We start from the raw sequence: 24,161 nt of genomic DNA, 5'->3' as shown, positions 1-24,161 counted from the left end.
ATCATCGGCATGAGCGAAACGAAGATCGCGCTGGTGACCGGCGCGAACAAGGGCATCGGGTACGAGATCGCGGCCGGGCTGGGCAGCCTCGGGTACCGCGTGGGCGTGGGAGCCCGTGACGAGACGCGGCGCGAAACCGCCGTCAGGAAGCTGCGCGGCCTCGGCGCGGACGCGTTCGGGGTGCCGCTGGACGTGACCGACGACCGGAGCGTCACCGATGCCGCCGAGCTGGTCGAACGGTTGGCCGGGCGCCTGGACGCCCTGGTCAACAATGCCGGCATCCCGGGCGAGATGGGGCCGGGGTGGGAGCAGGACCCGACCGCGCTCGATCTGGAAGTGCTCCGCACGGTGGTGGACACCAACGTCATGGGTGTCGTCCGGGTGACCAACGCGATGCTGCCGCTGTTGCGGCGCTCGGCCTCGCCACGCATCGTCAACGTCTCCAGCAGCGTCGGCTCCCTGGCCCGGCAGGCGGACCCCGACACCGAGATCGGCCCGGTCATGGCGGCCTACGCGCCGTCGAAGTCGTTCCTCAACGCCCTCACCATCCAGTACGCCCGGCAGTTCACCGGCACGAACATCCTGATCAACGCCGCCTGCCCGGGCCTGGTCGCCACCGACTTCACAGGCTTCCACGGACCCCGCACCCCCGCACAGGGCGCGGCCACAGCGATCCGGCTCGCCACACTGCCCGACGGCGGCCCGACCGGCTCGTTCTTCGAAGACGACGGCGTCGTCCCCTGGTGATCGCCGACCGCCCTCCGCCGGGCCTCAGGTGTCCCCGCGCAGGCGGCGGGCGGCGGCGATGTCGGCCTGGAGGGCGCTCAGGCGGGGGAACGGTTCCCTCGTGGCGTCCAGGACGCATACGTGCAGTCGGTCGCCGGCCCGGGGCGGGGCGATGTCGGCGTCCCACCACGAGGGGTGCTTCACCTGGTCGATGAAGCCGAAGACGCCCTCGGCCCCGTCGACCTCGACCTTGGCGCCCACCGGGGCCACCGCGACGACGGTCACGTCGAGTTCCTGATGGTCACGGAGCATCAGCTCGGCCCTCCGAAGACCCCGCCACCCCCTCAGCCATGTCCCCCGCTACCCCCGCCGGCCTGGTCCAGGAGGTCCTTCAAGGACCCGATCCTGCCCGTCGAGGTGACCGTGTCCTTGGTGTCCCACCAGGTCTGCTTGATGTCCTGGGCGCCCTTCTCGAACGACTCGGCGCTGTAGTCCGGCTTGTAGACGTCCGTGGTGAAGATGTCGCCCCACGCCTTCTGTTCGATCTCGTCCTCGCCGGCGTGCGGATTGCCCCAGGCGGCGTTCACCGCCACCTTGAACGCGCCCTGGACGTACTGGTCCTCCTCCCACATGGTCCCCGCCGCGATCCCCAGGTTCCCGGCGAGGGTGGAGGCGTCCTGGATGAGGGCGCGCACTCCCCATTCCCAGCGCTCGCAGAAGTCCTCGAAGTCCTTCGACAGCGCGCCGTGGCCGGTCTCCATCGCCGTCATCGACAGGTTCTCGAACCCCGCCCCCTGCGAGGCACCCGCCGCGTCCCCCGACTCGCGCAGCTCGGCTATCGCCGCCCGCAGGCCGTTCTGGATCGCGGCAACCGCCTGCGGCGACACCTCGAGATCGCCGTCACCCGCCATCAGAGCACCTCTCCGCGACCGCCCGCGGCAGGAACACCGCCGTCGAAATCGACCGCGGACCCCTCCGGCACGATCCCCACCACCGGCGGGAACAGCATCGAGCCGTCCGCATCCGCCACGTTCACCGCGACCCCCGCCGGGCCGTCCACCTGCGGCACCACCGCATCCACCAGCCGGGCGCCGAGGACCGCCAGATACGGCCACTCCCGGTCGGCCTCACCCCGGGCAGCGGCGAAACGGCCCAGGGCCTCCTCGTCGGTGAACGCGTACAGCCAGCGGATCCCTCCGGACCGGGCGGTCATCAGCCCGCCCTCGACACCGGCCTCCGCATCGGCCAGCGGGGCGAGGAGCACGGCCCGCCGGAACTCCCCCACCAAACGGCCGGGATCGCCGTTCCCCTCCCGGTACGCGGCTATCTCTGCGACCAGTTCCATACGTTTCATCCCCCTTCAGGGCGCTGGGCACCCTGACAGGGAAGCGTACCTTCGATCAGCCAAATGGCCCGATACGGACACTGGTGTGTCCTTCCCGGCAGTCCTGCCGCCCGGGGATGTCCGCCGCCGTCGCAGCCGCGTCGGCGCCCTGCGTGCTTGGTGGGGTGTCGCCCCGGGGACGGGCGTGGCGTTCCGAAGGTGTGGGAGGGCCCGGTCTGCGCCGGTCCGTCAGGCGAGGTGGTGCACGAAGAAGGCGGCTGCTTCCCTGCCGACCCGGAGGCGGACGGCCGGGTCGGCTTCCGGTGCGAAGAAGTCGTCGTGGCGGACGTCGGGGCCGGCCGAGCAGCCACGCGCCGTGGGGATGTTCTCCAGGTACGGCCTGGTGTCGCTCTCGTACGGGTTGACCGTGTCCGCCCCGCCCCAGCGGATCCCCACCGGCACCTGCACGGTCGCCAGGCTCGTCGGGGTCAGGAAACCGCCCGCTCCCGGGGCCACTTGGAAGACCGCCCTGACGCGGGGATCCGAGAGGTCGGCTCCGGCGGCGTCCAGGGCGCGCCGCGAGGATTCGTCTTCCGTGTGCCTTGTGCGCAGCGCCTGCAGAGCGCCGGGGAATTCGGGGATGTCCGGCAGGGGCACCGCCCCCGTCAGCACGGCCTGCAGGACGTGCGGGTCGACGCGGGCCCCGGCCAGAGCCGCCGCCGTATAGCCGCCGAGGGAGAAGCCGGCCGCGCCGACCGGCCCGAGAGGCTGTTCGCGGGCGAGGACATCGAGGGCGAAGGAGACGTCCCGGGGCCGTTCCCACACGTGGAGGAAGCCCTCCGGCTCGTAGCCGTCGACGAAGTTGTTGCCGTGGTGGTCAAGGGCAGCCACCCGAAGGCCTGCCTCGACCAGTGGATCGACCAGCCACCCCATGGCGCTCCCGGAACCTCCGGTGCCGTGCGAGACGACGACGAGCGGGGCGGGTGCGGTGCTCGGGTGGCTGGGTTCCCAGAGGTAGAGGCGGACGGGCCGCGGACGGGCCGGGTCCCGCAGGTCGCCTCGGGACTCGTCGTGCAGGACACGGATCAGCGGCTGTTTCGGCCCGGAGATCGTCATGGCGACATCGTAGGGAGGGCAGGGAGGCCGTCTGCCCTCGCACCCTGCCGGTCGCCGCATGGAGGGGCCCTTCTGGGGGGCGTCGGTTTGTCGGGGGGGGTGTCGGGACGGTCAGTCGGTTGGCAGGACGCTTGCCAGTCGTGCCAGCGCCGCCTTGATCCGGTCCGGTGTCACTCCCCGTGCGCGCTGCTGGAGGAAGACCTCCGGAGCCAGCGGTGCGAGCAGGCTGTCGACCAGCGCCTCCGGGTCGGGGGCGCCGGACTCGCGCAGCAGGACGAGGACGTGGGCGCGCCAGAAGCCGTACGCCCCGACGGTGAAGCGCTTTTCGCCGGTCTCGGCGCCCAGGACCAGGTGGCCGTGGGTGTCCAGCAGGTCGACCATGGCGGCGTAGAAGGCGGTGAGCCGCTGGAGCGGCGGGGCGCCGGGGCCCAGGGGCGGAGCCCCGCGCACCAGCTCTTGTTGGAGGCGGCGTTCGTGTTCGTCGAGGAGGGCCGCCGCGATGGACGTGACGTCCGGGTAGCGGCGGTAGAGCGTGCCGCGGCCGATGCCGGCCGCCCGGGCGATGTCCTCCATGGTGACGGACCGCGGATCTCCGGCGGCGAACAGCTCGGCGGCGGCGGAGAGGACCTTGGCCCGGTTGCGGGCGGCGTCCGCGCGTTCCCTCGTCTCCATGGGCCCAGCCTACCGGAATAAGTGGACGCCATGTCCGGTTGAGTCTCTCGTCCGGTATAACTGGACGCCGTGTCCGGTTACTGTTTCCGGGCCGACAACGAGGGGGTCCCGTCATGACCACGCTGCTGCATCTGGATGCCAGCGCCCGCCGCCGGTCCTTCAGCCGGGAGATCGGCGACGCCGTCGCCGCCGCCTGGCGCGCGTGCCACCCGGGTGGCGTCCACGTCCACCGCGACCTGGCCGGGACCCCCGTCCCGCACATCGGCGAGGCGTGGACCGAGCTGTGCGACCACGTCCTGGAGCACGGGATCACCGACCCCGCCCGCTACCGGGAAGCCGTGCGGACTCCCGCACAGGAGGCGGCCTGGGCGGTCGTCGAGCCGCTGCTGTCCGAACTCCTCGCCGCCGACGTCGTGTTGATCGCCACGCCAATGTACAACTACGCGGTCCCGGCGTCCCTGAAGGCCTGGATCGACCAGGTCACCTTCCCGCGCATGTCCCTGGCCGGCCGGCGGTTCGTGGTGGCGTACGCCCGGGGCGGGGCGTACGGCCCGGGCACCCCGCGCCACCCGTACGACCACCAGGAGCGCTACCTGCGCGACTTCTTCGCCGGACACTTCGCCGTGCCGGAGGAGGACATGACGTTCCTCGGCACCGAGCTGGTCAACTCCCTCACCGATCCGGCCCTCGCCGGCCGGCGCGGGGAGCACGACGCGTCCCGCGCGGCCGCGCTGGAGGCCGCCCGCAGGACAGGAGCGTCCCTGTGAGCTGGCTCCTCCTCGTCGCCGCCGGCCTGGTGGAGGTCGGCTGGTCGCAGAGCATCAAACCGACGGCCGGGTTCACCCGTCCGCTGCCCACGCTGCTCTGCTTCGCGCTCGCCGCCGTCGCCGTCTATCTGCTGTCCCTGGCGATGAAGGGCCTTCCGGTCGGCACGGCCTACGCCGTCTTCACCGGGATCGGCGCGGTCGGCGCCATCACACTCGGCGTCCTGGTCCACAAGGACCCGGTGACCCCGGGCCGCCTCCTCGCCCTCGCCCTGATCGTCGGCGGCGTGGCACTGTCCCACACGACCGCCCGGGCCGAGTGAGGATCCCCGGCGCCGGCGCGCGGCCGGTTGTCGCCGGGCGAGAGTGAGGGTCGGGTTCGGCCGTTCGTCGGACACGGTCGCACGACGTGCCGTCAGAACGTCGGCCGTCCTTGGTTCCGGGGTTCCATGGCAGGCATGGCCAGGCTCAACACCTCGGCGCGGTTGCGCCGGATCTCCGACCGGGGCACCCGTCGCGGAGGGCGTCCCCCGGCACGGCGCTCCCGGGCGGACGAGCGCACGACCGTCAACCGGCTCCAGTGGGCGGCGCTGACGGCGGCCTCGCTCCCGGGCATTGCGGCTCTCGCCGCCCTGCTGTTCACCTGGGCTTCGGTCGAGCAGTCCGGCGAGCAGCTGAGGATCGCCGAGCAGGGCCAGGTCACCGGCCGGTTCAATGCGGCCATCGGAAACCTCGCCTCCTCTGCCGTGGACATCCGCCTCGGCGGCCTCTACGGCCTGTCGCGGCTGATGCACGACGCGCCGGACGAGCAGCCCACCGTCGTGACGCTGCTGACGGCGTACGTCCGCGAGCACACGCGCGGCGCGGTGGACGGCCGCGCCGGTGCGGGCCCGGCAACGGACGTCCAGGCGGCCATGACGGTACTGGCCAACCGGGATCCCGCACGGGACGGCGGCGGCGACTTCGACCTGCGCAACGTGCACCTGCGCAACCTGGGCTACATGGGGATCTGGGACCAGAAGCGCCAACGCGTGACCGGCATCAACTTCCCGGATGCCGACTTCAGCGGCGCGGACCTGGGCGACGCGGATCTGGCGCACGCCCGTCTGACGGGGGCATCCCTGGTGGACGCGCGCCTGCAGGAAGCGACCTTGGACGACGCCGCGTTGTCGGACGCGGAGCTGACCAACGCCGATCTGGCCGGTTCCAGCCTCTTGCGGACTGACCTGAGCGGGATCCGGGCGACCGGGGCGCACTTCGAGGACACCGACATGAGCGAGGCGGTCCTGGAGGACGCCCGCTTGCAGCGGGCCAGCCTCGTGCGCGCCAGCCTGCCCGACGCGGATCTGCGGGGAGCGGATCTGAGGGAGGCGGACCTCCGCGACGCGGACTTCACCGGAGCGGACCTGACCGACGCCGATTTCACCGGCGCGAAGAACGCGGCGACCGCGCACTTCACGGACGCGGTCCGCGAGAACACCCGGGGACTGTCGTCATGACGCCGACGGCCCGCCACGCGCACCTGCTGGTCCGGCCGCGCGGCGCTGACGCGCCGGGTGCCCGGTGCCGGGGAAGCCCCATGAAGGACGTCACGCACCGCCGACCCCAGGCAGCCAGGCAGCCGCAGTGGGGCCGACAGGGGCCGGGGCGTTGTCAGCTCCGGGACGTGGGGGTGCGGGGGTGGAGTTGCATCGGGACGTGGTCGGGGTGGGCCATGGCCGAGGCTGCTTCCTGGGGGACGTGTTCGGGGAGCGGGCGCAGTTGCCAGCGGGCCAGGACGGTTGCCAGCACGATGGTGGCCTCGGTCCAGGCGAAGGCGTCGCCGATGCAGCGGCGGTTGCCCGACCCGAACGGTACGAACGCCTCGCGGGGGATGTCCTTGCGCCGCTCGGGCAACCACCGGTCGGGGTCGAACCGGTCGGGGTCCGCGTACAGTGCCGGGTCGCGGTGCAGGGCGTAGAGACTGAAGGCGACCTCGGTGCCCGCCGGGAGGGTGAACCCGGCGAGGTGTACCTCCTCGGTGGTGCGGCGCATCAGCAGCGTGACGCCGTGGAGGCGGATCACCTCGTCCAGCACCCGCCGGATCCCGGTGAGCCGCGGCACGTCCTCGATGGTCGCCGGCCGGCCGCCGAGGACTTCGTCGATCTCCGCCACCACCTGCTTCTCGACCTCGGGGTGGCCGGCGATCTCGTGGAAGGCCCAGGCGAGGGTGGAGGCGGTGGTCTCGGTGCCGGCGAAGAGGATCGTGACGAGCTCGTCGCGGATCTCCTCGTCGGTGAGCGCTTCCCCGGTGTCGGCGTCGCGTGCCTCGAGCAGGACGGACAGCAGGTCGCCCTCGTGGGCCCGGCCGGACCGGCGGGTGCCGGCGATCACGTCGTCGATCACCTGGCGCATGCCGGCGGCCGCGGCGTCGAACGCGCGGTTCGGCGGCACGGGAAGGTGGTCGAGTATCTTCGGCGAGGCCGCCCGGACCAGCATGTTCTTCAGGATGACGGGCAGGTTCCGGCGAACGGCCTCGACCGCGGGCTCTCCGATGTCCGTGGAGAACATGGTCTCGCTGAGGATTTCGATCGCCAGCTCGCCCATCACCTGATCGACGGCGATGACCTGCCCGGGGGTCCAGGAGTCGACGAGGCCGCGGGCGCGGCTGCTCATCGTCTCGGCGTAGCCGGCGATGCGGGCCTGGTGGAACATCGGCTGGATCAGCCGGCGATGCCGGCGGTGCACCTCGCCGCCTGCGGTGGCCAGGCCGTTGCCGACGAGCGGCCGCACCCGGTCGTACAGGCGGCCCTTCTCGAAGGAGCGCGCCTGTACCACCGTGACGTCGCGGACCAGGTCTGCGCTGGTGACGACGTACATCGGCATGGTGCCGAGGTCGACGCGGACCAGGTCGCCGACCTCCCGGAGCGAGCGCAGGAACGCAAGGGGCTGACGAGCCAGGTTCCAGGCGTGGCCCAGCAGCGGCAGCCTCCCGGGGGCGGAGGGGACCGATTCCAGCCCTTGGAGCACGGTGAATCCTTTCTTCTACGGGGTGGGGGTGAGGAGGGCGTTCATCGGCACGCGCGGGCGCGGCATGATCCGCGCCGGCTCGGGCAGGAGGTCCCACCACCAGGAGATGACGGGGATCTCCAGGGGCTCGTCGTTGTCGGTGCTCGGTCCGTCGCGGAAGCAGGTGGGAAGGTCGGCGGGGTCCTCGGGCGTGGTGTAGCGGCGGGAGGACACGCCCCAGTCCTGGGAGCCCCGGATGAAGGACTCGAGTCCCCGGAAGTACTGCTGCAACTGCGGGCTCGCCTGGTCCAGCACGCTCTCCTGCAGGCGCATGAAGAGGCACATCACGCGGTCGCGCTGGTCGATCGCCGCGGCGAGGGCCTGATCGGGCGTCAGGCCCCTTTCCTCCTGCAGGACCCGCAGGACGTTGAGGTAGTAGCCGTCCTGGCGGCTTTCCTTGTGGTGGGAGAAGAGGTCGTTGTCCCAGGTGATGATGAAGGAGGCCATCTCGGTCGCCGCCCGGACCGGCTGCCGGCCCCGCTCGTGCATCGACAGCTCGTACCCGTGCCCCACTTCGAGGAGCGGGTAGACGACGGTGGTCGCGCCGTCGTAGAGGCGCATGAGGGTGTAGTCGCTGAGGGTGGGCACGGTGGCGTCGCTGCGGTGGGAGGCCTCCCAGACGACGGAGAAGAAGTACTCGCGCAGGGCGTCGCACCAGGCCGCGGCCTGTGCGGGAGTGCCGTACTGCGAGACCCGGCGGCTGAGGTCGCGCAGACCGTCCGCGAGGGGGTCGTCGAGGAGCATGGGGGCTTCGGGGTTCTGCGCCACGCGCAGGAGGCGGTGGAGCACGGCTGCCAGCTCTCCTGGTCTTCGCCCCAGTGCGCCCTCCTCGCAGAAGCCGTCGTCAACGGCGAAGAGCCACAGGACGAAGTCGGAGACGAGGGCGACGACCTCCTCGCGCCCGCCGGGCAGGATGCGGGCGGCGAAGCTGCCGATACTGTGCTGCAGGAGCCGTGAGCGCAGTTCGTCGGAGCCCACCCGGAAGGCCTCGGCCCACGCCGTGGTGTGGGCCTCGACCGCCGCGTGGCGCGGGTGGATCGCCGGCGGGATGGGGGTGTATATCGGAGGGACCGTAAGCCCGGGTTCATGCCTCACTCGTAATCGCCTTTCAGCCGTCGCGACGCACTCCCGGCCCGCGCACAGGTGGCTTCCGAGCGGCTTCCGGCCACAGGGGGCGCCATGCAAGAGTGATCAACATCCCGGCGCATCGTACCCACCGGAAGTGCGCCGCCCAATAGGGCATGTCCACGGCAAGTACGCGCGCGGGTCGGTCGAACCGCCAGACGGCGGACGTTCCGCGCACCGCCGACGGCCGGGCTGCCGGGGCCGAAAGGGGCCTGAAACGGCAGCACTTCGGCGGCGCGTCGGCGGCTCACCGGCGGCTCACCGGCGGCATGTCGGCCGCGCGTTGGTCGCGTATCCGCAGCGCGTTGGCCGTGGATTGGCCGTGTGTTGGCCGCATGTTGGCCGCGTGTCCGCAGCGCGTCGGCGGGCGGAAAGGGCCTCGGGGAGGCTAGCGCCGGCCCAGCAGCGACCTCCACCACGTCCGACGGGCCCTCCCCCTGCGGGGCGATTCGTGTGGTGCGTCGTGGGCCGCGGCCGACTCGGACGGGTGCGGCATGACGGGCCGGTGCGGCTCGGCGGACACCATGGCGGGCACCTGACGGGCCGGGAACTTCACGGGGAGCGTGTTCACGCGGGTGGAGACCCACGAGGTGCTCAGGCTGAGCTCTTCCTCCGGCACCCGCAGTTCGAGGCCCGGCAGTTCCGCCAGGAGCGTGTCGATGCCGGCCTCGGCGATGGCCCTGCCGATGTCCCGGCCGGGGCACTCGTGGGGGCCGCTGCTGAACGCCAGGTGAGAGCGGTTCCCGTGGACGGGGACGCTCAGGTCGCCGCGGATCTCGGGGTCGGCGTTCCCCGCTGCCAGCCCGAGGAGCAGCATGTCCCCCTGCTTGATCTGCTGACCGCCGAGGACGGTGTCGCCGGTGGCCCACCGACCGGGTACGACCGACAGGGGCGGAGCGTCCCACAGGACCTGCTCCAGGGCGTCGGGGAGGGTCATGTGGCCGCCGGCGAGGTTGGCCCGGAACCGCGGGTCGGTCAGCACCATGCGCAGGGTGTTGGCGATCAGGTTGACGGTGGTCTCGTTGGCCGCGACCAGGACGAGCCGCAGGTGCTCCACGACCTCGTCGTCGGTGAGGTGCGAGCTGTGGCCGGTCAGCCAGGTGGCGAAGTCGGCGCCGGGGGTCGTCTTCTTCTGCTGGACCAGCTCGCGCAGGGTGTCGACGAGGAAGTCGTTGCTCGCGAGTGCGGTGGCGCTTCCCTTCATCAGGTCGAGGCAGGCGCTCACCAGGTGGGGCCCGTACCGGTCCGGCATGCCGAGGAGCTGCGTCATGACGAGCATCGGCAGCTTCTCGGCGTACTGCGGGATCAGGTCGGCCTCGCCGGAGAGGGCGAATGCCTCGACCAGCTGCTTGGTGTGGCGCACGACGTACCGGCGGACTCCCCGTCGGTCGACCTGGTCCAGGCTGTCGGTGACGGCGCCACGCAGGCGTTCGTGCTCCGCGCCGTCGGCGAAGACGCAGATCGGCTGCCAGCCCACCGTCGGGCCCAGCGGGGAGTCCGGGGCGACTCGCCCTTCCTGGAACATCCGCCAACGGCGGGAGTCACGGGAGAAGAGGGACGGCGTGCGCATCACGTCGAGGTTCTCGCGGTGCCCCAGGACCAGCCAGGCCGGCAGATCGCCGTGCAGCAGCACCGGCGCGACGGGCCCGTGCTGTGCGCGCAGGCGCTCGTAGAGGGCGGCCGGGTCCTCCTCGGCCTCGCGGCCGAACAGGCGGGCTATGCCGGGGTCGGCACCCTGAGCGTGTGCAGGACAGCCCGGGGGCGGCGCGAGAGCGAAGCCGTCGTGGGGGTGTTCTGAACGCGGGGTACTCACGAGGCCTCCGAAGCCATGGCTGGATGGGACTGGGGACACGTGAACGCGTGCACCAGCCCGGCGTTCTCGTGTCAACGGGCGCTGATCCGACCATGCAGTTGTACAAGATCCGGAGCCCGACGCAGCATAACGGTGGAGGGTTCCGGCCACACGCAGTGGCTTCAGGCCGTCCGTCCCGGACGGGGCGTCTTGTCCCGCGAACGGGCCCGGCCTCCTGTGCGGCGAACGGGCCGAGCGGACGCCTCCGGCTTCCCCTCGACGGAGGACGACCCGTCGTACCGGCCCGCGGCCAGGCGGATGCTCCGGATCATTCTGTTCTCCTGCGGGGGGTGGGTCGCCGAGCGCGTCGCGCGGGCCTTTTTCTTGTTCTGCCGCGTTCTGCCGCGTTCTGCCTTCGGACGGCACACTTCGCCCCTTTCTGTGCGGGGCTTGCGGGACTCCTCGGTTGGTTATGCGTTGATTGCTTGAATCGGGGCGGCATCACACTGTCCGCGGTTCCGGCGATTCGCTTTCGCGGCATATCCAGACAGCGCTCCGGCCTTCTCGGCCGGAGCGCTGTCTGGATATACAAGCCGTTGCTGTTCGGGGCTGCCGGGTGTTCCGGATTTACTCGTCCTTCAGGTAACCGCCGACGAAGCCGCGGTAGTCGCCCCAGACGCGCTCGCGCTTGTCCCAGGAGCTGCCCCAGCACGACGCCGTCCAGGTGGTCTCGCTCTGGGCGTTGTCGGCCGGCGGCGAGGAGATCCACTCCTTCACGGGGCTGTGCGAGAAGTCGCATCCGGGCACGTACAGGTAGTGGTAGGCGCTACCCGGGTACACCTTCGTGGTGTCCTTGCCCTTGACCTGGTAGTTGGTCCGCACCGAGACCCGCGAGACCTTGACGCCCAGGAACTTGTCGGTGACCGAGTACGAGGCCCACATGTCCCGGTAGCCGGCCGCCCGGAGCGCCGCGGTGGTGTGGGGGGACGCGTCGTCGGCGCCGCCGGCGGACTCGCGCTCCACCACGACGTCGCCGCCCGCCATCACCGACACCGCGGTGCCCGCGACAGCCGGGGACTCAGCCGCCTCGAAGAGCTTGGTCGCCAGGGAGCGGTCCTCGAGCAGGTCCAGGAACCGGGCCTTCTTGGCGTCCGAGAGGGCGGAGAACCCCTGGGCGGTCTCCTTGGCCTGCTCGTCCCCCTGAGCCGCCTTCATCGCGAGGTAGGCCTGGTACTTGGCGACCCGCGAGGCCTGCGAGACCAGGCCGTCGTCGGCCTGGGCCGAACCGGGCAGCACGGCCAGGGTTATTCCGGCGAGAGCGACGGCGGCAGTGCTGGTGAGGCCTTTTCTGATGGCGGAGCGCATGCTGGCTCTTCTCCTCGTTTTTTAATCGATTAAGCGGGCAGGAAAGGGAGAGATGCACGGCTGCGTACCTCCGGACCACCGGCCCCCCGTATTGCGGCGCCCGTCTTTTCGGTCCCTGCGGTCGCGCCTCGCAAAGACTGCCCGAGAGCGCCGCGACACGTCAATCGATCTTCAATCATTTGAGGTTCATCTGAGTTAGGGCGCGCTTTCGCAGTCCATCACAGATACGGAATCAAAGAATCCGTCTATTCGGAATTGATGAATCCGCACGAATGGGAACCCAATGCCCCGGGATGACCGCTTTCCCGTACGGGCTTCGGGGCCGCTTCGACCGGGACGCCCTCAGGGGCGGGCCGTCAGCGCGTGGATCAGGCGCTCCACGGAGGGCTGGGGGTGGGGGCCGCCCGGGCGGGTCGTCATCAGCAGGTGGTGCAGGGTTCCCACCAGGGCCAGGGCGACCGAGCCGCAGTCCAGGCCTTCTGCGACGCGCCCCAGGCGCCGTTCGCCGTCCAGGTAGGTCTCGATCGAGCTCTGGATCGCGTCGAAGCCGGGTGCGCCCGCCGCCCATGCCTCGCGTACGCGCAGGGCCGCCGCGGGCCGGGTCACCGCCAGGCCGACCACTCCGGGGTCCAGGCCGAGCACCGCCGAGGCCAAGTGCAGGAGGTTGCCGGCGACGCTGCCGCTGCCGGCCTTCGCGGGGAGGGCGGCCGCCTGTGCGGCGGTGCGGGTGAAGCGGTCCAGCACCAGGTCGGCGACGAACTCGTCCAGCCCGGCGAAGTGCGTGTGCAGCACTCCCTTCGCGCAGCCGGCTTCGGCCGTGACCGCCCGGCTGGTCAAGGCCGCGGCCCCGTCGCGGGCCAGTACCCGCTCGGCCGCGTCGAAGAGCCGCTCGCGCAGGTCGGGGATGGCCACTCCGCGTGGTGACACAAGTCCTCCTGAGGAAAGGGGGATTGCCGGTTTGGGCAACCGCCCATACTGTTTGGGCGTGCGCCCATTCTAGGGCGCGGTCCATCCTGAAGCGCGTGCGTCCACGGAGGTTTTCAGCCATGCACTCCATCGCCAACACCGCCCAGGCACAGGCCTGGAACGGCTACGAGGGCTCCCACTGGGCGGCCCACCAGGACCGCTGGGACGCCGTCAACGCCGGCTTCGACCAGCCCCTGCTCGACGCCGCGGCCATCGCGCCCGGCGAGCGCGTCCTCGACATCGGCTGCGGGGCGGGGGCCACGACCCGGCTGGCCGCTCGCGCCGCCGGGCCGGAGGGGAGCGCCCTCGGGCTGGACCTGTCCGGTCCCCTGCTCGAGCGGGGGCGGGCGGCCGCCGAGCGCGAGGGAATCGGCAACGTCCGCTTCGAGCAGGGCGACGCGCAGGTCCACCCGCTCCCCCGCGGGTCCTTCGACCTCGCCCTCAGCCGTTTCGGCGTCATGTTCTTCGCCGACCCCGCCGCGGCGTTCGCACACATCGCCGCCGCGCTGCGCCCGGGCGGCCGCGTCGCCCTGCTCGCTGCCGCCGAGCCCGAGGGCAACCAGTGGCTGACCGCCCTGGCCGCCCTCGGCGACCTGCTTCCGCTGGAGGGCTTCGGCAAGGCCGGCGGGCCCGGCATGTTCTCGCTCGCGGCGCCCGGTGCGGCGGCCTCGCTGCTGAGCCGGGCGGGGCTGCACGACGTACGCGCCGAGCACGTGACGGCGTACGGGACCTGGGGGCGGGATGCGGATGACGCGGGCGACTTCCTGCTGGGCTCCGGGCCCGGGCGCCATCTCCTCGGCGCGGTCGACGCCGGCGCCGCCGTTCGTGTGCGGAGCCGTCTGGCCGATGTCCTGCGCCCGTACGAAGGGGGTGCCGGTCTGCGGTTGCGCAGCACGGGCTGGCTGCTGACCGGCACCGCCCCGTAGGGGCGCGGCCGGGGTCGAGGTGGTGGTCGTGGCGTCTGCAGCGGTGGGCGGCGGCCGGTCGGGCGTGGTCTGCGCGCGTCCCTGAGCCGGGGTCAATTGTCAGTGGTGGGTGAGAGGGTTGGAGCATCCAGTCGGAAATGAGGGGGCCGGTATGTCCGGGACGCAGAATTACATCAATCACGTTGCCCTGGTGCTCGACGCCAGTTCGTCCATGTCGCACCTGAGCGGCAAGGTCGTCGAAGTCGCCGACCAGCAGATCGAATACCTTGCCCGCCGGTCCAGGGAACTGGACCAGGAGACCCGTGTCACCGTGTACGTGTTCTCCAATTCCGTGGAGTGCGTCATCTACGACAAGGACGTGCTGCGGATGCCGTCCCTGAAGCAGCTCTACCGGACCGGGGGGATGACGTCTCTGCTGGCGGCCGCGCTGAAGTCGCAGCGGGAGCTGGCGCAGACGGCCCAGCTGTACGGCGACCACAGCTTCCTGACGTTCGTCCTGACCGACGGGCAGGAGAACGCAAGCCACCGCTGCCCGGACGCCCCTTCGCGCAAGCCCGCCGAGCTGGTGCAGGCCGTGGCCGGGATGATCGAGACGCAGGCGGACAACTGGACGCTGGCCGTGCTCGTGCCGGACCAGATGGGCAAGCGCGAGGCCATGCAGTACGGATTCCCCAAGGACAACATCGCCATCTGGGACGCCACCAGCACGCAGGGGCTCCAGGAAGCCGGAGAGGTCATCAAGCAGGCCACCGAGAAGTTCATGGTGGGCCGCACGAAGGGAATCCGCGGAACCCGGGCGATGTTTTCCATCGGCGCGGATGCGGTCAACAAGGACACCATCAAGGCTGCCGGCCTCAAGCCGGTGAATTCCTCGGATTATCAGCTGATCGCCGTGGACCGGGCGGCGGGGATCCGGGAATGGGTCCTCGAATGCGGGCACACGTACCGCACCGGTGGTGCGTTCTATCAGCTGAGCAAGTCGGAGAAGATCCAGGCGCGCAAGCAGATAGCGGTTCTGGAGAAGAAGACGGACCGTGTGTACACGGGGCCGGAGGCGCGCGCCCTGCTCGGCCTGCCGGACACGGAGGTGCGCGTCAAGCCCGACCACAACGACGACTTCACCATCTTCGTGCAGAGCACCAGCGTCAACCGGAAGCTGGTGCCGAACACGCGGCTGCTGCTGATGAGCTGAGCCGGTCGGTTGTCCCGTCGCGCTCGTGGACGCGCTGTACCGGATCGGGGGTCGCTGCGGCTTCGGCTAGTCGGGGAGGCGGAAGCCGTTGAAGAGGGAGTCCAGGGCGCGGAGGGCCAGGGGGGTGGGGGTGGCGCGGACTGCCGTGTTGCGGGCTGCTGCGGCCAGGGGGTTGCGGAGGGCGCCCAGGCGGCCGGCTCGGCGGGCGCGCAGGCGGATGGCGTGGGTGCGGGCTCGGCGGGCCGCCGTGTATGCGGCCAGGGCTGCCGGGATGCGGTCGCGGCCTGCCGGGTCGTCGCCGGGCGGGAGGAGGTGGGCGAGGACCGCCGCGTCCTCGATGGCCTGGCAGCCGCCCTGGCCCAGGTTGGGGGCCATGGCGTGGGCGGCGTCGCCCAGCCAGGCGATACGGCCGTGGTGGAGGGCGGGCAGCGGGGCAGCCAGGTCGTGGAGGCCGTTCTGCAGGACGGCGGTGGGGGCCAGGCGGCTCACGCGGTCCAGGAGGGCCGGGATCGGGTCGTGCCACGCGCCGAAGCGGTGCGCCAGTTCGGCCCGGGGGTCGGGTGCGCGGGTACCCGCCGGGAGGACCGCGGTGGCGTAGAGGTACAGGCGGCCGTCCGAGAGCGGGGTGATCCCGAACCGCTCGCCCCGGCCCCAGGTCTCGCTCATCGCCGATACGGGGAGGTCGGGGGCGTCCAGGAGGGTGCGCCATGCTGTTTCGCCGGTGTAGTGCAGGCCGGGGTGGGAGGGGAAGAACGCGCGGCGCAGGGGGCTGTTGATGCCGTCGGCGGCCACCACCAGGTCCGCGGAGAGGGTCCCGCCCTCTGCGGTGTGGAGGGTGGGGCCGGTCGCGGCGTTGTCGACGGTGGTGACCGTCGTGCCGAAGCGGAGGGTGCCGGGTGGGAGCTCGGCAGCCAGCGCTGCGGTGAAGGCCGGGCGGGCGACGGCGATCGGGGGGATGCCGTAGCGGGACGCCAGCTCTGCGGTGGTGGTGCGCAGCAGCCAGCGGCCGTCCGGGCGGCGCACGCCCATGGCGGCGGGGACGGCCGTGCCGGCGGCCCGGGCCGCGTCGGTGCCGATGGCGGCGAGGGCGCGCAGGGCATTGGGGGCGAGGCCGATTCCGGCGCCGGTGGTGGGGGCTTCGGGGGCGCGTTCGCAGAGGGTGACGTGCCAGTGGTGGCGGTGCAGTGCCAGGGCTGCGGTGAGGCCGCCTATGCCGGCTCCGACGACCACCGCGCGCATGCCGTGCTGCATGGAACACCTCTTCGGTCGGCGCAGGCTCACGCTATCAACGGCCGGTCGGCAGAGGGCGGGGCGGTGCCCGTCTTCCTCCAGCGCCTCGGGGGGGCGGGGGGTTCAGCGCCGGACCTGGCTTGGCGACGGGGGCGCCGGCGGCGGCGCAGCGGTCGAAGGCGTGGTGCGCGCTCGGCGCCGCGGGCGCGGGCGCAGTGGGCGCAGGCGGGGTGGGCCCGAGCACCGCAGGCGCGGGCGCGGTCGGCCTGGGCACCGCGGGGGCAGGCGGGTCGCCCCGGGCGCCGCGGGCGGGGTCGGCGCGGGCCGGGTCGGCGCCAGCGGGGTGGGCGCGGGCGGGGTCGGTGGGCGCGGGCCGCGGGGCGGCGGCCGTCTGCGGTCCGGCCGCGGCGGAGGGGGCAGGGGCGGGGCCGGCCGCTTGGCGCTGCCGCGCGCGAGGCGGTCAGGGCATGGCGCGGGTCGGGCGGCACCGGCTGCGGTGTCCCGAGGCGGCGCAGGTCCAAGCGTCGGGGGGAGGTGTGGCGACGGCCCGGGGGCAGCGGAGAACTGGGCCTCGCGCCGCTGTCGATGCGCAGAGGGATATGTCGTTGAGCGGGCCGGGGGTGGCCGGGAAGGGGTCCGGAGGGGAGGACCGCGATGCCGAGCGCCTCGGCTGCGCGGTGGACCCGACGAGTCGGTGGAGGGGTGGGGCTTGCGCTGGGTCGCTCTGCAGGGCGCTTGCTCGGGGGTTGGTGCGGGGCCACGGTGGGCTTTCGGGCGGCCTGGGTCGGCGGGACGGCGATTCGGGCGGTGGCCCCGGCCGGCAACGCCCCCTCGCGCGGCACGTTCGCACGGCGCCCGTGCCAGGCGGGCGGCGCGGCGGCACCGGCGGTCGGCCGTGTCGGGGCGTCGTCCGGCGTTCGGGGAGTCGCTGATCGCCGGTCCGCCGGAGCCGGTGCGGCGGGCGCCTCGGGGCGGTGGGCGCGAGACGACGCGGGTCGGCGCCGATGTTCCGGGCGGGGGTGAGGGGCGCGGGGCGGGCGATGCCAGGGGAGGTTGCGGCGGCTCTACCAGGTGCGGGCTGCGTGGAGGAGGTGGGTGCGGACGCGGGGGACGTGGGGGTTGGAGGCGGAGCCGGGGCGTTGGACCAGGTAGCCCGTGTTGATCGGGGGGTCCTCGGGGTCGTGGAGGGCGACCAGGGTTCCGGAGGCGAGTTCCTGCTCGCACAGGTACCGGGGCAGCACGCTGTAGCCCGCGCCGGCAGCGACGGCGGCGAGGACGGCGCGCAGGTCCGGGACGGTGACCGCGGCCCGGCCGGTCAGGCGGCGGCCGAAGACGTGGCGCCAGTAGCGGCGGGCGATGGGCAGGTCCTCGGCATAGCTGATCAGCGGGACGCCGTGGAGGGCGGCCGGGCCCTCGGCGGCGATCCGGGCGGGGCCGCCGATCCGCTCGGCCCAGGCCGGGGCGGCGACCAGGACGAACTCCTCGTCGGCGAGGGGTACGGCGGTCAGGGTGCGGCCGCGCGGCCGGTGGGTGGAGATCACGAGGTCGTGGCGGCCCGCGCGGAGTTCCGCCAGGAGCGGCTCGGTCAGGCCCGTGGTCACGCGCAGGCGTACCCCGGCTTCGATCAGGGGGGCCAGGGCGGGGAGGACCCGGGTGGAGAGGAGCTCGGTGGGGCCGGCGAGGTGGACCGGTTCGGCCTGGGTGTCGTGGTCGCCGTCGGCCGGGGCGGTGGCCACGGCCAGTTCGTCGAGGGGGGCGCCGACGCGGGCGGCGAGCTCGTCGGCGTACGGGGCGGGGGCCACTCCGCGGGGCAGCCGCTCGAACAGCTCGCGGCCCAGCTGCCGTTCCAGGGTGCGGATCTGGGTGGTGACGGTGGGCTGGGACAGGCCCAGCAGGCGGGCGGCGGCGGTGAAGGAGCCGGACCGGTGGACGGCGAGGAAGGTGCGCAGGAGGTTGAGGTCCGGCGGGCCCGGTATGGCCGGAGCCGGGGGCTCCGGCTCGGAGCCCGAGCCATCGGTGTTTTTATGCCTCATAGAGGTGAGCCTATTGGAAACGAATGGGGGGCGGGGCCTACGTTCGATCGAGACGATCTACGCGCTCGAAACGTGAACGGAGATGTGGGACATGGCGAAGATCCTTTTTGTGGTGACCGGTGCCGACCACTGGACGCTGGCCGACGGCAGCAAGCACCCGACGGGCTTCTGGGCGGACGAGGTGGTGGCCCCGTACGAGGTGCTCACCGCTGCGGGCCACGTGGTCGTCGTGGCGACCCCGGGCGGCGTCGTGCCGACCGTGGACCGGGCGAGCCTGGCCCCGGAGGCCAACGGGGGCGAGGTGGGCGCGGACCGGATCTCCGCCGCCCTGGCCTCGATCGCCGCGCTGCAGCAGCCGGTGAAGCTGGAGGAGGTCGACCTCGGCGACTACGACGCGGTGTTCTACCCCGGAGGGCACGGCCCCATGGAGGACCTGGCCGTCGATGCCGTCTCGGGCCGGCTGCTGGCCGCGGCGCTGACCTCCGGCAAGCCGCTCGGCGTGGTCTGCCACGGCCCGGCCGCGCTGCTGGCGGCGCGGAACGCGGACGGCAGCTCGCCGTTCGCCGGCCGCCGGCTGACGGGTTTCACCAACGCCGAGGAGACCCAGGCGGGCCTGGCCGACCGGGCGAAGTGGCTGCTGCAGGACCGGCTGGTGGAGCTCGGGGCGGACTTCCAGGCGGGCGAGCCGTGGGCGCCGCACGTGGTGGTCGACGGCAACCTGGTCACGGGCCAGAACCCGGCCTCCGCGGGCCCGCTCGCGCAGGAGCTGCTCACGAAGCTGGTCTGAGGGCCGCCGGGCCGCCGGCGCCGGGTCGCCGCGCGGCCTGCTGCGGGCGGCGGCGTCCGTCCTGACCTCGCCGCCCGCCCCACTCCCTTGCGGCCCTGCACCGTTTGCGCGGTCCTCTGCTACGCTTCGCGCGATGTTCGATGTTCTTCGAATATCAAACTTCCGGCCTTGTACCTACTCGAAGGGAAGCCCAACCGCTCCTGCCGCGGTGATGACGACATGACCACCACCTCATCGGCACCCTCGTCCCCTCCTGACGGCGCGCCGGCATCGGCGCCATCGGTTCCGGTTCCGGTTCCGGTCGCCCTCTCGTCGCGGACCGTCGCGCTGCTCGCGTTCGCCACGATGTTCGTCATCGGGACGGACACCTTCCTCGTAGCCCCCCCCCTGCTGCCGACCCTGACCGGCGCCTTCGGCGTGTCCCCCGACGTATCGGGCTGGATGGTCAGCGCGTACGCCCTCGGCTACGCCGTCTTCGCCCTGATCGCCGGGCCGATCTCGGACGGGCGCGACCGGCGCAGGGTGCTGCTGGCCGGGTTGACGGGGTTCATCGTCATGACCGCGCTGTGCGGGTTAGCCCAGGGCTTCTGGACGATGATCTTCTTCCGGTTCCTCGCCGGGGTCAGCGCCGCGTTCGTCTCCCCGCAGATCTGGGCGTCCATCCCGGTCCTGGTGAAGCCCGAGGAGGTCCTCCGGACCATGGGCTTCGCCACCGCGGGGCTGTCCATCGCCCAGTGCGCGGGCATCCCGCTCGGCAGCCGGCTCGCCTCGGGCTCCTGGCACCTGCCCTTCTGGGCCATCGCCGGCCTCTCGGTCGCGCTGTGGCTGCTGCTCGCCCGCTTCTTCCCTCCGGTACCGGGCCGGCCCGGTGCGGGCAGCGGGGCGAAGGCCGTCCTCGACGCGTACAAGGCCGCGCTGGGCGCCGGCCGGCTGCGCTGGTACCTGCTGGGCTACCTCGTCTTCCAGACCGGCACCTTCGAGGCGTTCTCCTTCATCGGCCCCTGGTTCGCCGAGGACTTCGGGCTGGACGTCGCCTCCGTCGGCGCCGCCATGGCGGCGGTGGGCGCGGGCAACGCGGTCGGCTCCCTGCTCGGCAGCAGCCTGGTCGCCCGCCTGGGCCCGTACCGGTCGCTGCCGGTCGGCGTCCTGACCATGGCCGCCCTGTACTGCCTGGTGCCGCTCTCGCCGAACCTGCCCGTCGCGCTGACCCTGCTGGCGCTGGTGATGACGGCCGGCGGGTGCGTCTTCCCGGTCTTCATGAGCATCCTGCAGTCGCAGACCGAGACCGCCCGGGGCACCGTCTCCTCGCTGTCCAACTCCGCGATGTACGCGGGCACCACGGTCGGCGGCGCCGTCGGCGGGGTCCTCCTCGGCAACGCGCCCGGCTTCTGGGGGGTGGCCGCCTTCGCCGTCGCGGCCCACCTGCTCTCGCTCGGCGTGTACGCGGCGGCCGGCGCCTTCCGCAGGCAGGGCGCGGGCGGGTGAGCGCCGCCGTCCTCTTCGACCGGACGCGGCACCGCCCCGTGGTCGCCGCCCCGTTCTTCTATCATCGTAGAACGTCGAATTCGCCCGCCCGGGGCCCGCACGAGGAAGGTCGCCCATGCGCAGCCCGCTCCACCACCCCGACCGGGGCGAGATCTCCCTGGACCGGGTGCTGCACGCGCTCAGCGATCCCATCCGCCGGGACATCGCCCGCGTGATGTACCAGGAGGGCTCCCGCTCCTGCGGCCAGCTCGTCTACCCGATCGCCAAGTCGACGCTGTCGCACCACCTGAAGGTGCTGCGCGAGGCCGGTGTCATGCACACCGAGGTGCGGGGCACGACCCGGATCATCACCCTGCGGCGCGACGACCTCGAGGCCCGGTTCCCCGGGCTGCTCGACGCCACGCAGATCACCGGCCCGGCGCCGGACGCCGAACCGGCCGGCGCGGGCACGGCCCCCGCCTGAGGGGGGACCGTGCCCGGGCCGATCCCGCCCGCAGCGCCCCGCCACCGACCCGGTGGACTCGCAGGGGCCTGGGCGGGACCCGGGGTGAGCGGGCCCGGCGGGGCCCTGTACGAAGGGTCCGTGAACGAACGGAACCAGCACGCGACCGTACGCGTGTTCATCGCCCTCGCCCCGCCCGACGAGGCGAAGCAGGAGCTGGAGCGGGAGCTGCGGCCCGCCTACGACGCGTACCGGCGCATGCGGTGGAACCGCATCGAGGACTGGCACATCACGCTGGCGTTCCTGGGCGAGCTCCCGGTCGATACCGTCCCGCTGCTGCGGCCGCCGCTGGCGGAGCTCGCCGCGGCGCGTCCGCCGATACGGCTGGCGCTGCGCGGCGGCGGGCACTTCGACGAGCGGGTGCTGTGGACCGGGATCGACGGCGACCTCGACGGGCTGCACCGGCTCGCCACCGAGGTCCGCGCCCTGGTCAGGGGGTGCGGCGTCTCCTTCGTGGAGCGGCCCCTGCGGCCCCATCTGACGCTGGCGCGGTCCCGCCGCGACGATTCCACCAGCGTGGTGGAGGCCGCCGCCTCGCTCGCCGGGTTCGCCGGCCGCGCGTGGGAGGCGGAGCGGCTGCACCTGGTGGGCAGCAACTTCGGCCGCGGGCCCGGGCCGATCCGCTACCGCGACATCGAAGCGTGGAATTTCGGCGCCGGGCAGGACTGAGCGCGCCGCGCGCCGGGCAGGACTGAGCGCGCCGCGGCCCGGGGCCCGACCCGTGCCCCGGGCGGCTGCGCTGTCCGTGCGGAGCGCTGGTTTCGGCGTATGTCGATCACCGCACGGCTGCGCGCGTCGTCCCCCTGCCGGGCGGGGAGGCGCTGATCACAGGCTTCGCCTTCGAGAGCCGCGGGGGTGCCTCGTACCGCACCGTGGGTCCGGGACCGCTGGGTTCCCTCCGTCAGCCCGGACGGGTCCTCCGCCGTGTTCTCGGGCCAGCGTGCGGTACGGGCCGTGGGGGCGGACGGCGTGGCGCTGTGGGGGTACCGGCACGGCTGCTGGGGGCCGGAGCGCGGGCACCGCGGCTCGTCTGGGCCCACGTGGTGATCGAGGAGGACGAGTACCGGGTCGTCCTGGACGCCCGCGACGGGCGGGAGCCGCCCCGGCTGCCGCTGGACAGCGCGGCGGCCGGATCGCACCACCTCTCGCACCCGGATGGCATCCACAGGGGCCTGTCCATCGGCATGGGCCAGGACGGCGTCCTGCTCCACTGGGCGCGCTGGGACGGCGCGGAGCCGACCGCCCGCGACCTTGGCGGGACGACGGGCCGGATCCTGGTCGACGTGCATCCGGGCCATGCCGGGTTCCTCACCGTCCAGCACTACGGGGCGGACCTGGAACTGCACGCAGCGGACGGCTCCGTGGTCGCGCAGGGGGCACCGGAGGGGGACGGGTCCCGCTGGGACTACTGGTGCGGCTTCGTCGACGCCGACACCGTCATCGCCGTGGCGGAGGACGGCACGCACCTTCTGCCCGACGCCCGGACGCTGGAGGTGCGCGGGGCCGTCGCCCGTCCCGCCGGTCCGGTCGAGGGCGGCGTGCGCCCGCTCGGCGACGGGACCCGGCTCACGTACGACACGGCGAGCGGCACGCTCAACCGCTGGACGCACGCGGGGGCCTGACCTGCCGACTGCTCGAATCCCGGGCCGCTCATCGAACGTTCAAGCCTTTCTGGTACCACTTCAGGCCATGAAGAAGATCTCCAGAAGACAGGCCCTGGGCTTCGCCGTCGGCGCGGCCGCCGTGGTCGGCCTGTCGGCCTGCTCGTCGTCCAAGGCACCCGCCACCGCCGCGATGGGCGCCGAGGCCTCGGCCTCCCCCTCGGTCCCGCCGTTCTCCCTGCCCACCGGCGGCATAGACGAGGTGTACGAGGGGCACCGCATCCAGATCACCCTCGCCGAGGGCGGCCAGCACGGCGGCCACCACCTGCCCGCCGTGCCCGTCGTGAAGATAGACGGCAACGAGCTGCACGTCATGCGCAACGCCGACGGCAGCTGGGTCAGCGTCGTCAACCACTACGAGACGTTCCCCGACCCGATCGCAGCCGCCAAGGCGGCCATCCGCGACCTGCAGGGCGCCCAGCTCGCCCCTTTCGGCCCCCACGAGGGCGGTAGCACGTCGTGACCGTCCGCAAGAACCAGGCCACGCTGACCCCTGCGGAGAAGCGCGCCTTCACCGGTGCGCTGCTCGAGCTGAAGCGCAACGGCACGTACGACAAGTTCGTCTACGCCCACAACAACTTCCTGCTGAGCGACTCCGACTTCGGCGAGCGCGTCGGCCACCGCGGCCCCTCGTTCCTGCCGTGGCACCGGCGCTTCCTGCTGGACTTCGAGGCGGCGCTGCAGCGGGTGGACCGCAACGTCACGCTGCCGTACTGGGACTGGACGGTGGACCGCAGCCCCACCTCCTCCCTCTGGGCCGCGGACTTCCTCGGCGGCACCAGCCGGGCCCGTGACGGCCAGGTCCTGGACGGGCCCTTCGCGTTCGCCGGCGGCAAGTGGCCCATCACGGTCGGGGTGGACCGGCGCACGTACCTGCGGCGCACGCTCGGCGCGGGCGGCGTCCAGCTGCCGACCAAGGCCGACGTGGACGCGGTCCTCGCCATGCCCGTGTACGACGCGGCGCCCTGGAACAGCGCCTCCAACAGCTTCCGCAACCACCTGGAGGGCTGGCGCGGCGTCAACATCCACAACCGGGTGCACGTGTGGATCGGCGGGCAGATGGCCTCCGCGGCCTCGCCCAATGACCCGGCCTTCTGGCTGCACCACGCCTTCATCGACAAGCTGTGGGCGGAATGGCAGCGCCGCAACCCCAAGTCCACGTACCTGCCGGCCGGGCGGACGGCGAACGTGGTCGACCTGCACGGGACCATGCGCCCGTGGAACAACGTGACTCCGGCCGATCTGCTGGACCACCGGAAGTTCTACACCTTCGACACCGAGGCGCCCGCGGGAGGCCCGGCGGCCCCGCAGGCTTCGGCTCCCCCGGCGGCCCCGGTGCAGTCGGCGGCCCCGCAGGCCCCGCAGGCCCCGGCGCCGAGCGCCCCGCGGGGCTACTAGCCGCGCCGCCCGTGCCGAAGGCCGGTGTCCCTCGTGGGGGCACCGGCCT

26 protein-coding genes are annotated in these 24,161 nt (G+C 72.7%); 13 read left to right on the top strand and 13 right to left on the bottom strand.

Annotation, left to right across the window (positions count from 1 at the left end; translation table 11 throughout):
- The first annotated feature begins 9 nt into the window (after positions 1 to 9).
- Complete coding sequence (locus tag AB0953_RS30600) at positions 10 to 747, top strand: SDR family oxidoreductase (RefSeq protein WP_366862825.1); 738 nt, start codon at positions 10 to 12, stop codon at positions 745 to 747.
- 24 nt (positions 748 to 771) lie between these two features.
- On the opposite strand, the gene AB0953_RS30595 is transcribed toward AB0953_RS30600, so the two are convergent.
- The 5 genes from AB0953_RS30595 to AB0953_RS30575 form a co-directional block, all read right to left on the bottom strand.
- A complete protein-coding gene (locus AB0953_RS30595; RefSeq protein WP_366862824.1) occupies positions 772 to 1,038 on the bottom strand; it encodes a hypothetical protein in 267 nt (88 codons plus the stop codon).
- 32 nt (positions 1,039 to 1,070) lie between these two features.
- The gene (locus AB0953_RS30590; protein ID WP_366862823.1) at positions 1,071 to 1,637 is read right to left on the bottom strand and encodes a hypothetical protein; all 567 of its coding nucleotides are present in this window, start codon (positions 1,635 to 1,637) and stop codon (positions 1,071 to 1,073) included.
- Positions 1,637 to 2,071: an SseB family protein gene (locus AB0953_RS30585; RefSeq protein WP_366862822.1), complete on the bottom strand. Its 435-nt coding sequence runs from the start codon at positions 2,069 to 2,071 to the stop codon at positions 1,637 to 1,639. The genes AB0953_RS30590 and AB0953_RS30585 overlap by 1 nt, the downstream gene beginning before the upstream one ends.
- 228 nt (positions 2,072 to 2,299) lie before the next feature.
- Positions 2,300 to 3,166 (bottom strand): alpha/beta fold hydrolase, encoded by an 867-nt coding sequence (locus tag AB0953_RS30580; protein WP_366862821.1) that lies wholly within the window; start codon positions 3,164 to 3,166, stop codon positions 2,300 to 2,302.
- A gap of 111 nt (positions 3,167 to 3,277) precedes the next feature.
- Positions 3,278 to 3,838 (bottom strand): helix-turn-helix domain-containing protein, encoded by a 561-nt coding sequence (locus AB0953_RS30575; RefSeq protein ID WP_366862820.1) that lies wholly within the window; start codon positions 3,836 to 3,838, stop codon positions 3,278 to 3,280.
- A gap of 113 nt (positions 3,839 to 3,951) precedes the next feature.
- On the opposite strand from AB0953_RS30575, the gene AB0953_RS30570 reads away from it, so the two are divergent.
- The 3 genes from AB0953_RS30570 to AB0953_RS30560 all read left to right on the top strand — a co-directional run bounded on the left by AB0953_RS30570 (position 3,952) and on the right by AB0953_RS30560 (position 6,101).
- Entirely contained in the window at positions 3,952 to 4,605 is a 654-nt protein-coding gene (locus AB0953_RS30570; RefSeq protein WP_366862819.1) for an NAD(P)H-dependent oxidoreductase, read from the top strand.
- Positions 4,602 to 4,925: a multidrug efflux SMR transporter gene (locus tag AB0953_RS30565; RefSeq protein WP_366862818.1), complete on the top strand. Its 324-nt coding sequence runs from the start codon at positions 4,602 to 4,604 to the stop codon at positions 4,923 to 4,925. The genes AB0953_RS30570 and AB0953_RS30565 overlap by 4 nt, the downstream gene beginning before the upstream one ends.
- Before the next feature lie 135 nt (positions 4,926 to 5,060).
- Positions 5,061 to 6,101, top strand: coding sequence for a pentapeptide repeat-containing protein (locus AB0953_RS30560; RefSeq protein WP_366862817.1), 1,041 nt, complete (start codon positions 5,061 to 5,063; stop codon positions 6,099 to 6,101).
- A gap of 154 nt (positions 6,102 to 6,255) precedes the next feature.
- Here AB0953_RS30560 and AB0953_RS30555 read toward each other — a convergent pair whose 3' ends face one another.
- The 5 genes from AB0953_RS30555 to AB0953_RS30535 all read right to left on the bottom strand — a co-directional run bounded on the left by AB0953_RS30555 (position 6,256) and on the right by AB0953_RS30535 (position 12,859).
- The gene (locus AB0953_RS30555) at positions 6,256 to 7,611 is read right to left on the bottom strand and encodes a cytochrome P450 (protein WP_366862816.1); all 1,356 of its coding nucleotides are present in this window, start codon (positions 7,609 to 7,611) and stop codon (positions 6,256 to 6,258) included.
- A gap of 15 nt (positions 7,612 to 7,626) precedes the next feature.
- Complete coding sequence (locus AB0953_RS30550; protein ID WP_366862815.1) at positions 7,627 to 8,745, bottom strand: selina-4(15),7(11)-diene synthase; 1,119 nt, start codon at positions 8,743 to 8,745, stop codon at positions 7,627 to 7,629.
- A 418-nt stretch (positions 8,746 to 9,163) separates the two neighbouring features.
- Complete coding sequence (locus AB0953_RS30545) at positions 9,164 to 10,588, bottom strand: cytochrome P450 (protein WP_366862814.1); 1,425 nt, start codon at positions 10,586 to 10,588, stop codon at positions 9,164 to 9,166.
- 606 nt (positions 10,589 to 11,194) lie between these two features.
- Positions 11,195 to 11,932: a hypothetical protein gene (locus AB0953_RS30540; RefSeq protein WP_366862813.1), complete on the bottom strand. Its 738-nt coding sequence runs from the start codon at positions 11,930 to 11,932 to the stop codon at positions 11,195 to 11,197.
- A gap of 342 nt (positions 11,933 to 12,274) precedes the next feature.
- Positions 12,275 to 12,859, bottom strand: a complete 585-nt coding sequence (locus AB0953_RS30535) for a TetR family transcriptional regulator (RefSeq protein WP_366862812.1) — start codon at positions 12,857 to 12,859, stop codon at positions 12,275 to 12,277.
- A 119-nt stretch (positions 12,860 to 12,978) separates the two neighbouring features.
- Here AB0953_RS30535 and AB0953_RS30530 point away from each other — a divergent pair, with 119 nt between their 5' ends.
- Positions 12,979 to 13,824, top strand: coding sequence for a methyltransferase domain-containing protein (locus tag AB0953_RS30530; RefSeq protein ID WP_366862811.1), 846 nt, complete (start codon positions 12,979 to 12,981; stop codon positions 13,822 to 13,824).
- A gap of 151 nt (positions 13,825 to 13,975) precedes the next feature.
- A complete protein-coding gene (locus AB0953_RS30525) occupies positions 13,976 to 15,016 on the top strand; it encodes a vWA domain-containing protein (RefSeq protein ID WP_366862810.1) in 1,041 nt (346 codons plus the stop codon).
- A 66-nt stretch (positions 15,017 to 15,082) separates the two neighbouring features.
- On the opposite strand, the gene AB0953_RS30520 is transcribed toward AB0953_RS30525, so the two are convergent.
- Complete coding sequence (locus AB0953_RS30520; RefSeq protein WP_366862809.1) at positions 15,083 to 16,267, bottom strand: FAD-dependent monooxygenase; 1,185 nt, start codon at positions 16,265 to 16,267, stop codon at positions 15,083 to 15,085.
- Between the two features lie 1,043 nt (positions 16,268 to 17,310).
- Positions 17,311 to 18,279 carry a LysR family transcriptional regulator gene (locus AB0953_RS30515; RefSeq protein WP_366862808.1) on the bottom strand — a complete coding sequence of 323 codons (969 nt, stop codon included), beginning with the start codon at positions 18,277 to 18,279 and terminating at the stop codon, positions 17,311 to 17,313.
- A gap of 91 nt (positions 18,280 to 18,370) precedes the next feature.
- On the opposite strand from AB0953_RS30515, the gene AB0953_RS30510 reads away from it, so the two are divergent.
- Positions 18,371 to 19,066 (top strand): type 1 glutamine amidotransferase domain-containing protein, encoded by a 696-nt coding sequence (locus tag AB0953_RS30510; RefSeq protein WP_366862807.1) that lies wholly within the window; start codon positions 18,371 to 18,373, stop codon positions 19,064 to 19,066.
- 119 nt (positions 19,067 to 19,185) lie between these two features.
- Here the strand turns inward: AB0953_RS30510 and AB0953_RS30505 are convergent, their stop codons facing one another.
- Complete coding sequence (locus tag AB0953_RS30505; RefSeq protein WP_366862806.1) at positions 19,186 to 19,422, bottom strand: hypothetical protein; 237 nt, start codon at positions 19,420 to 19,422, stop codon at positions 19,186 to 19,188.
- Between AB0953_RS30505 and AB0953_RS30500 the strand changes: the two genes are divergently transcribed.
- From AB0953_RS30500 to AB0953_RS30475, 6 genes are all read left to right on the top strand, one after another.
- Complete coding sequence (locus AB0953_RS30500) at positions 19,412 to 20,551, top strand: MFS transporter (RefSeq protein WP_366862805.1); 1,140 nt, start codon at positions 19,412 to 19,414, stop codon at positions 20,549 to 20,551. The two genes, AB0953_RS30505 and AB0953_RS30500, sit on opposite strands and share 11 nt — an antisense overlap.
- A 115-nt stretch (positions 20,552 to 20,666) precedes the next feature.
- Entirely contained in the window at positions 20,667 to 21,014 is a 348-nt protein-coding gene (locus tag AB0953_RS30495; protein WP_366862804.1) for a helix-turn-helix transcriptional regulator, read from the top strand.
- Positions 21,015 to 21,134: 120 nt separating this feature from the next.
- The gene (gene thpR / locus AB0953_RS30490) at positions 21,135 to 21,722 is read left to right on the top strand and encodes an RNA 2',3'-cyclic phosphodiesterase (RefSeq protein WP_366862803.1); all 588 of its coding nucleotides are present in this window, start codon (positions 21,135 to 21,137) and stop codon (positions 21,720 to 21,722) included.
- A 308-nt stretch (positions 21,723 to 22,030) separates the two neighbouring features.
- On the top strand, positions 22,031 to 22,675 hold the full coding sequence (locus AB0953_RS30485; protein WP_366862802.1) for a hypothetical protein: 645 nt from the start codon (positions 22,031 to 22,033) through the stop codon (positions 22,673 to 22,675).
- Between the two features lie 67 nt (positions 22,676 to 22,742).
- Complete coding sequence (locus AB0953_RS30480; protein ID WP_366862801.1) at positions 22,743 to 23,177, top strand: tyrosinase cofactor; 435 nt, start codon at positions 22,743 to 22,745, stop codon at positions 23,175 to 23,177.
- Complete coding sequence (locus AB0953_RS30475) at positions 23,174 to 24,112, top strand: tyrosinase family protein (RefSeq protein WP_366862800.1); 939 nt, start codon at positions 23,174 to 23,176, stop codon at positions 24,110 to 24,112. The genes AB0953_RS30480 and AB0953_RS30475 overlap by 4 nt, the downstream gene beginning before the upstream one ends.
- Positions 24,113 to 24,161: the final 49 nt, after the last annotated feature.

Source organism: Streptomyces sp. NPDC046866, from assembly GCF_040704625.1.
Lineage (GTDB): Bacteria > Actinomycetota > Actinomycetes > Streptomycetales > Streptomycetaceae > Streptomyces.
Note: the sequence above shows the minus strand (reverse complement) of the source record. Positions and strands in the feature narration are given on the sequence as shown.